The sequence below is a fragment of the Desulfocicer niacini genome (assembly GCF_054657595.1).
Map to the genome: position 1 here is coordinate 1 of NZ_BAAHYK010000093.1, position 7,572 is coordinate 7,572.

The window sequence follows — 7,572 nt, forward strand, 5'->3', positions numbered from 1 at the left end:
TTAGTAATTGTACCACTCGCTTACTGGCCGAAACTACAGATGAAGAGCGCCAGGCCCGCACCCGCAATAGGTGCAACAGCTTCGGGTATGAATCGGTTGCCTTGATCCCATTGCGAACAGCTGGAGAAACCTTTGGATTGATGCAGTTTAATGATCATCAGGAAGGAAAATTTTCTTCCAGAAAGATTGCCGCATATAGAAGGGTCGCTGACCACGTGGCATCTTCTCTGGCAAAACTGAAAGCAGTGGAAGCCCTCAAAAAGAGTGAAGAACAATTAAAAGCCGTTGTGGAGAACTCCACAGACGCTATTGGGGTATCCAGAAAAGGTCAGCATTATTTTATAAATCCTGCGTATTTGAAAATGTTCGGTTACCAACGATACGAGGAGTTGATTGGCAGGCCTCTTCTTGATCTGATCGGAGAGCAGGAAAGATACAGAATAAAATCCTTTATGATTGCCAGGGAAAAAGGAGAATTTGCAAAAAATTACTATCAGACAAAAGGACTGAAGCGTGACGGGACCGAGTTTGATATAGAAGTGACGGTTTCTCGTTACGGTTCTAAAGATGACCAAAAAAACTTGGTTATTCTCAGGGATATTACGGAGCGCGTTAAGTCTGAAAACCAGATGCGCCGGCAAAAATATTTTCTTGAAAAGGCCCAGGAAATTGGAAAAATCGGCACATGGGAGTTGGATATTCACTCTAATATTCTTGTGTGGACGGACGAGAACTACAAAATTTTCGGTGTTCAAAAAGGAACCGATCTGACCTATGAGCGATTTTTAGATTGTATCCATCCGGATGATTTGGGGTATGTGGACAATGCATGGAGAGAGGCCCTGACAGGCAAACCGTATGACATTGAACACCGTGTCATAGCTCATGGAGTGGTCAAATGGGTCAGGGAAAGAGCCATGCTTGAATTTGACAGCAAAGGAGAGTGTATCCGTGGTGTCGGCGTGACTCAAGATATCACACATATAAAGCAGAGAGAACAAATCCAGTCCATTAAACTACGCATGGTTGAATATGCATTATCCCACACTTCACGAGAACTGCTGCAAAAATTTCTGGATGAAGCGGAAGCTTTGGTCGAAAGTGAGATCGGCTTTTATCATTTCATAGATGATAATCAAAGAACATTGAGTTTACAGGCGTGGTCCACAAAGACGCTTAAAAACATGTGTACCGAATATGTTAAAGAAGAGCATTACCCAATCTCAAAAGCAGGGGTATGGGGGGACAGTTTTAGAACCCGCAAACCGGTTGTTTACAATGATTATCAGACGCTGCCTAATAAAGCGGGACTCCCGGAAGGTCATGCCTCGGTTGTCCGTTTGTTGACTGTCCCAGTGTTAAGGGGTGAAAAAGTGGTTGCTATACTGGGCGCTGGCAACAAGAAAACAGATTATACCGACCAGGATGTCGAAATGGTACAGGAACTGGCCGATCTGTCCTGGGAGGCCATCAGCCTGAAAAATTCGAATGAGGCATTAAAAAACAGCGAGCAGCGCTTTCGGACGTTGTTTGAACAGGCCCCTATCGGGATCGATATCGTTTCTCCAGAAGGGATACCTACCCATGTGAACAAGGCCCTTATTGACATTTTAGGGTATTCAAAAGAGGAACTATGTGCAAATCCGTTTGTTACCTGGACGCATCCTGATGATATAGACGACAGCATTAATGCGGTCGGCCGGATTCGTGAAGGCAAGGTAAACCATGTGACTGTTGAAAAACGGTATCTGAATAAAAACGGAGGTACAATATGGGCACGTACTGAAGTGGCTGGGGTACGAAAGCTCTCCGGTGAACTGGATTACTTTGTTGCCATGGTACAGGATATTACGGAACAAAAAACAAACCAGGAAGCGCTTCGTCGAAGCGAAGCCGTGTTGAAGCAGGCTCAGAAGCTGGCCGGCATAGGAAATTGGCGGTGGGAGCTGAAGGACGACCGTCATTTCTGGTCGGATGAAATTTACCAGATTTACGGTCGGGACCTGAACCTGCCGCCTGCCGTTTATCCAGAGGTTCAGAATTATTTTACACCGGAAAGCTGGACAGGATTGTCTGAACGGGTGGAAAAGGCCATGGCTGAAGGAGAACCCTATCAATACGATGCCGAGGTCGTAAGGCCGGGAGGTGAACACCGCTGGATTACGGCACGGGGAGAGGCGGTTAGGGACAACGAAGGACTGGTGACCGAACTCCATGGCACGGTTCAGGACATAACAGAAAGCAAACTTGCTGAGAATGCCCTGAAAGCGAGTGAAGAGCGGTTCAAGTTTTTATCGGAAGCTACCGTTGAAGGCGTTCATATACACGATAACGGTGTTGTTCTTGATGCCAATCAGTCATTTGCAAAAATATTGGGATATAATTCGTCAGATGAAATCATCGGCAGGCAAATAATGCCGGAACACCTCACCCCGGAAAGTTTGAAAAAAGCACAGGCATACATGGCTTCCGGGTATCAGGGGGCATATGAAGTGGTTGGAATAAAGCGTGACGGAACACAATTTCCGGTTGAAATCATATCGAGAAACATAGAGTTCCAGGGTAAACCGGCACGGGTTGTTGCCGCAAGAGATATAACCGAACATAAGGCTGCTGAAAAAATATTAAAGTGGAATATCAAAAGAAACAAAATACTGTCAGATACAGCATCCAGCCTGCTTCAAAGCAATGATCCACAGAACCTGATTGAAACCTTGTGTCGAAAAGTGATGACATTCCTCGATTGCCAGACTTTTGTTAATTTCATGGAAGATCCTGATCAAGGAAAGCTACATTTAAATGTATGTGCTGGTATTCCTGAGGAAAAACTTTCCGAAATCGAGTGGCTTGACCACGGTTCTGCCGTATGTGGAACCGTTGCCCAGACCCGTCAGCGTATGATCTGTGAGGATATAGCAAACAGTTCCAGTCCGTTGACCGCATTGATAAAATCCTTTGGTATCCAAGCGTATTGCTGTCACCCCCTGATGTTTGAGAATCGTTTGCTCGGGACCCTGTCATTTGGGAAACGATCGGATACAAAGTTTCAGCCCGATGAAATAGAGATGATGAAATCCATAGCCGACCTTGTCGCGATTGCCCTCAATCGAATTAGAACGGAAAAAGAAAAAATTGGCCTGGAAGCCCAATTGAGGCAAGCCCAAAAAGTGGAGGCCATCGGAAGGTTAGCCGGAGGCGTTGCCCATGATTTAAACAACATGCTTTCCCCGATTCTCAGCTACTCCCAAATGCTTACCGACGATTTAAGCGCCGGGGATGAGCGGCGGGACCAGGCAGAGGAGATCATGAAGGCCGGTTTTCGAGCCCGTGATCTGGTTCGTCAGTTGCTGGCATTTTCCCGAAAACAAATTATTACACTTAAACCCATCGATATGAACTCGGTTGTTAAAGGAATCGAGAAACTGCTTTTACGTACCATACCTGAGGATATTAAATTAGAAAAAACGCTTTCACAGCAAATGCGGCCAACGTTGGCTGATATCGGACAGATTGAACAGATTCTGATGAACCTGGTAGTGAATGCTGCTGATGCCATGCCCAACGGAGGCCTTTTAAAAATTGAAACAAAATTGTCCGATCTGGATGATGAATATGCAAAGATGCATCCTAATGTAACTCCCGGCCAATATATCATGCTGTCCGTCAGCGATACAGGTTCGGGCATGGATGACGAAACGCTTTCTCATGTGTTCGAACCGTTTTTTTCCACGAAAGGTGAAAGGGGAACCGGCCTTGGACTGGCCACAGTTTACGGTATCATTAAACAGCATGATGGCAATATCTGGGTGTACAGCGAACCAGGAATGGGAACAACTTTCAAAATTTATTTTCCGATATCTGCTGAGACGCCAGAGAAAAAAGAAATTGTTCAGCAGAAGTCACCCACCCGAAAAGGAGGGGAGACTATTCTCCTTGTGGAGGACAACGAGCAGGTGAGGAATTTAGGCCGACGCATACTTGAGCGCCAAGGATACAAGGTGCTTGAGGCAGGAAACGGAGAGGATGCTTTAAAAATCCTGTCTGCTCATGATGGTATGGTTCATCTTTTATTTACGGATGTTGTCATGCCGGGAATGAACGGCAAAGAGCTTTATGCAAAGGCCACTCAAAGGCATCAGCATCTCAAAGTACTTTATATGTCCGGGTACACGGACGATATTATTGCTCACCGTGGAGTACTTGACAAAGGTGTTCAAATGATTCAGAAACCCTTTACCGTTGATGGCCTGGCGACCAAAATAAGGGAAGTTTTAGATGATAACACAGCCGTTCGGGATTAACCCGAACGGCTGTGTTGTTTATTTAAATGGATCTCAGTCAGGACACTTTTTCAAATTCATCTTTCCCTACGCCGCAAATAGGGCAGGTCCAGTCGTCCGGCAGATCCTCAAAAACTGTTCCAGGGGGAATATTTCCTTCATCGTCCCCTTCAGCCGGATCATATACATATCCGCAGGGGGTGCATTCATATTTATCCATTTTCATCTCTTTCTTAGTTTCCTGCCATCATAGCAGCAATGTCTTCATCAGGATCACCAGTTGCTTTAATATCAAATTTTTCGACCAGCACATTCAAAACGGTGGGTGAAATAAATGCAGGAAGCGTCGGGCCAAGCCTGATGCCTTTGACGCCGAGAGACAGCAGTGCCAGAAGAACGGCTGCAGCTTTCTGTTCGTACCAGCCGATGTCAAATGACAGCGGCAGATCATTGATATGCTCCAGACCAAATGCATCCCTGAGTTTCATTGCAATAACCGCCAGGGAATAACAATCGTTGCATTGGCCTGCATCCAGCACTCTTGGAATCCCGCCGATGTCCCCAAGATCCAGTTTGTTGTATCTGTATTTTGCGCATCCTGCGGTTAGAATTACAGCGTCTTTTGGAAGTTTTTGCGCAACTTCAGTAAAATATGACCGGCTTTTCATTCTGCCGTCACATCCGGCCATAACAACAAAGCGTTTGATAGCACCAGATTTAACGGCTTCAATTACCTTGTCGGCCAGGGCAAGGACCTGATTATGGCCAAATCCCCCGACAATCTTGCCGGTTTCAATTTCCTCAGGAGGCTTACATTGTTTAGCCTTTTCAATTACGGCTGAGAAGTCTTTTGCAGCACCGTCTTTTCGGTCAGCAATATGGACTGCATCCGGGTAACCGACAGCACCCGTAGTGAATAATCGGTCGGCATAAGAATTATTTTTCTTGATGGGTATTACACAGTTGGTAGTCATCAGGATGGCACCGTTAAAGGTTTCAAAATCCTGATTCTGATGCCACCATGAACTGCCGTAGTTCCCTTTCAGGTGACCGAATTTTTTCAGTTTGGGATAATAATTGGCCGGGAGCATTTCACTGTGAGTATAGATATCGATTCCCTTGCCTTCGGTTTGAATCAGCAGTTCCTGAAGGTCTCTGAGATCATGACCGCTGACAAGAATCCCGGGATTGGTCCCGACACCGATGTTGACTTCCGATATTTCCGGATGACCGTATGTGGTGGTATTTGCTTCGTCCAGAAGCGCCATGGTGGCAACGGCATTTTCACCTGTTTTCATAACCATTGCGACCATATCGTCGACAGTCAGATCTTCTGTAACAGATGCCATGCTTTCTATCAGTTGATCATAGACAGCCTTATTTTCAAATCCCAACATTGCTGCATGGTGGGCATAGGCGCTGATCCCCTTGCAACCAAAGACTACTGTTTCCCTCAAAGACCGGACATCTTCATTCTCTGTGGCAAGGATGCCTACTGTTTTTGCCTTTTCCTGGAACCCTGATTCATCATCATTGGTGTAAAGGGCTGCATCATGAAGGCTTTCCGGAAGTTTGTCACCAAATGCGGCCTTAAAATCTGCTTTAAAAGCCTGAAGTTGTTTAACACAGTCAATGAGAGCCGTGTTATCAAAGTTGGCATTGGTAATGGTGGTGAACAGGGCATGGGTGATAAGCCGTCCCGCTTCTTCAACACGGTCAATCCCCAACTCTTTTCCTTTTTTCGCCAGAACGGAAATCCCTTTGCAATGGAAAATAATCAGATCCTGAAGATTTGCTGTGGCTTCTTCTTTCCCGCAGACACCTCGAACCGTACAGCCGGTTCCTTTGGCAGTTTCCTGACATTGAAAGCAAAACATCGTAAATCCTCCTTTTAAAAATTAGCCGTTTATTTATCCTTGCATCATGGATGCACAATATAATGAGAAGAAAACAAAAAACCTTGACCTGAATCAATTCGTTAAAAAAAAAATTAGAAAATTAATGACAAAACAAAAATGGGATACAGAATTAAATTATAGGCTGTTTTATAACATATGATCCTGTAAAAATAAAGAAAGCTCTTTTACTGGATTTATTATTGTTGTTAATCGATCAATAGTCCTGTGAGATAAGTTGTAATGCTCCCTAAAGATTTTAAATCTAAATAGTTGACAGCATCCTCATGAAATAACACGGTTGCTTTTGCGGGCAACATCTCATCTGTATCATTAAACTGTAAAGTAATCGGTATTCTGGGAAGCGCTTTAAATCTGACACTCAAATCATAGGCAGTACTGCCTACAGGCATACCGTAAATCTGTTTGCATTTTTGTTTAAGCGTATCCAAACGGCATGAAAACGTCTGTTCAATCGTTTTGTTTGTATTTTCTGCAAATCTATAAAACAGAGGGCTGTCCCTGGCAAATTCTCTGAAGGTCACCAGTCTGATAGATTTTTCTAAAACAGATTGTGGACAACCGAGCATGTATTTGCATAAAACTGTTTTAATGGATATTGACAATTCTCCACCTGAAAGGTCAACGAAACCTTGATGGTCAAAAAGCATCGGCCTATGAAAGAAATTAAATTTATAACCTTTTTCCGTTTTTTGCAGGCCCAGGCTATCAATGCAGTTGTCATTATCTTGTTTGCGGATAGCACTCAAATATTCACTGATTTTCTGTTCTTCCTGGCTCAAGTCGTCTGCCATTAATTCTCCATTTTTGATACACTCAATTTTTTAAGTAACAGATCATACTCATCTTCATAATTCCAGCAAGTCTATCATGACCGGCGGCTTTGTAGAATGTGCCGGGAGTCTCTTTTTTGTTTCCGCGATCAGCAGTTCAAGTTCAGCCATCCTTTTTTTTATTTTTTCACGTTCATCTATATCCATGGAGAAATCTCCTTTTGCTTGGCAGGCGTTATCAAATTGGCGGAGCAATTGTGACGACGATCCGCATCTTTGTGTCGGCGAGGACCCCATGAGGTTCTCTGATCTCTGATACTAATATATCGCCAGTGTTCGCTGGAATTTTGGTATCATTTTCTCCTAAAAACCAGCCATTCCCCTCAAGGACCTGGATAGACAATTCTCCATCCAGGTCATGGGAATGCACCGGAAATGTCACCCCGGCATCCAGGTTGAAATTGATGATTTTGAAAAATTCGGAAGTTTCAACCAGGAAAAAACGTTTCATGGCGCCTGGTGTGAATTCGTTAGTCTCTGTAAGTTTTAAAACCCTCATGACTTTTTCCTTTCGTATTTTAAAATCTGCTGTTTTGAACCTTT

General features: G+C 44.3%; 6 protein-coding genes. 1 reads left to right on the top strand and 5 read right to left on the bottom strand.

Going from position 1 to position 7,572, the window contains the following annotated elements:
* The coding region (locus tag ACYQ2M_RS24240) for a PAS domain S-box protein (RefSeq protein WP_459918977.1) at window positions 1–4,301 on the top strand (4,301 nt) is incomplete at its 5' end.
* Window positions 4,302–4,338: 37 nt separating this feature from the next.
* Here ACYQ2M_RS24240 and rd read toward each other — a convergent pair.
* The 5 genes from rd to ACYQ2M_RS24265 form a co-directional block, all read right to left on the bottom strand.
* On the bottom strand, window positions 4,339–4,500 hold the full coding sequence (rd, locus tag ACYQ2M_RS24245) for a rubredoxin (protein WP_459918982.1): 162 nt from the start codon (window positions 4,498–4,500) through the stop codon (window positions 4,339–4,341).
* Between the two features lie 13 nt (window positions 4,501–4,513).
* Window positions 4,514–6,157 (bottom strand): hydroxylamine reductase, encoded by a 1,644-nt coding sequence (gene hcp / locus ACYQ2M_RS24250; protein WP_459918978.1) that lies wholly within the window; start codon window positions 6,155–6,157, stop codon window positions 4,514–4,516.
* A gap of 227 nt (window positions 6,158–6,384) precedes the next feature.
* The gene (locus tag ACYQ2M_RS24255; protein ID WP_459918979.1) at window positions 6,385–6,990 is read right to left on the bottom strand and encodes a DUF3786 domain-containing protein; all 606 of its coding nucleotides are present in this window, start codon (window positions 6,988–6,990) and stop codon (window positions 6,385–6,387) included.
* A 54-nt stretch (window positions 6,991–7,044) separates the two neighbouring features.
* On the bottom strand, window positions 7,045–7,176 hold the full coding sequence (locus ACYQ2M_RS24260; RefSeq protein WP_459918980.1) for a hypothetical protein: 132 nt from the start codon (window positions 7,174–7,176) through the stop codon (window positions 7,045–7,047).
* 31 nt (window positions 7,177–7,207) lie between these two features.
* Window positions 7,208–7,572 (bottom strand): cupin domain-containing protein (locus ACYQ2M_RS24265; protein WP_459918981.1); only part of this gene is annotated, 365 nt, incomplete at its 5' end.

Excerpts from the sequence above, each read along its gene's own strand:
- rd (WP_459918982.1), bottom strand. The coding sequence starts at position 4,500 with ATGGATAAATATGAATGCACCCCCTGCGGATATGTATATGATCCGGCT.
- hcp (WP_459918978.1), bottom strand. The coding sequence starts at position 6,157 with ATGTTTTGCTTTCAATGTCAGGAAACTGCCAAAGGAACCGGCTGTACG.
- ACYQ2M_RS24255 (WP_459918979.1), bottom strand. The coding sequence starts at position 6,990 with ATGGCAGACGACTTGAGCCAGGAAGAACAGAAAATCAGTGAATATTTG.
- ACYQ2M_RS24260 (WP_459918980.1), bottom strand. The coding sequence starts at position 7,176 with ATGGATATAGATGAACGTGAAAAAATAAAAAAAAGGATGGCTGAACTT.